The sequence below is a fragment of the Actinoplanes auranticolor genome (assembly GCF_018332655.1).
Lineage (GTDB): Bacteria > Actinomycetota > Actinomycetes > Mycobacteriales > Micromonosporaceae > Actinoplanes > Actinoplanes auranticolor.
In genome coordinates, this window is the sequence record NZ_BOQL01000136.1 from 1 (window position 1) to 511 (window position 511).

General features: G+C 65.8%; 2 protein-coding genes. Both read right to left on the minus strand.

Going from position 1 to position 511, the window contains the following annotated elements; translation table 11 throughout:
- Positions 1-195 (minus strand): MerR family DNA-binding transcriptional regulator (locus Aau02nite_RS46030; RefSeq protein ID WP_212995030.1); only part of this gene is annotated, 195 nt, incomplete at its 3' end.
- A gap of 53 nt (positions 196-248) precedes the next feature.
- Positions 249-511, minus strand: a 263-nt coding sequence (locus Aau02nite_RS46035; RefSeq protein ID WP_212995031.1) for a hypothetical protein, incomplete at its 5' end; no start/stop codon positions are given.

A 511-nucleotide genomic window follows, 5' to 3' on the forward strand; every position in this document is an offset into this window, starting at 1 on the left:
CCGGGCCCGGGCCGCGAGGCGCAGCTGGTAGCGCGAGTAGCGACGGTGCCCGCCCGCCGAGCGGAACGGCGTGAACAGCTCAGCCTCATCGAGGCGGCGCAAGAAGTCCTGCGAAGCGCCGACGATCTCCGCGGCGCGACCCATCGTGTAGGCCGGGTAGTCGTCATCGCCGAACATGTCGTCGGATGGGGCCATCCACATACACCTCCATGACGAGGGCCCCGGCGCAAATGCGCCGGGGCCCAGGGCTACGGATCGAAAACACCATCTACCGACAGGTACGTCGGCTTGCCTTTTCCACACCTACCGCCGATGACGGTGCCGGGTGTGAGGATCGCATAAGCGTGACCGGAGACCACCTCTCGTTCGATGGAAACTGCGGTGTCCACCCCCAGCGCTGAAGTCACGGCTGGTGGCAGGCGATCCAACGGTGTTCGGCCCTCCCTTTCCTCTGCTTCTACTTCCACTGCTGTCGTACTGTCCGCCGGTGTCGGAGCCCCACGCGACTTCA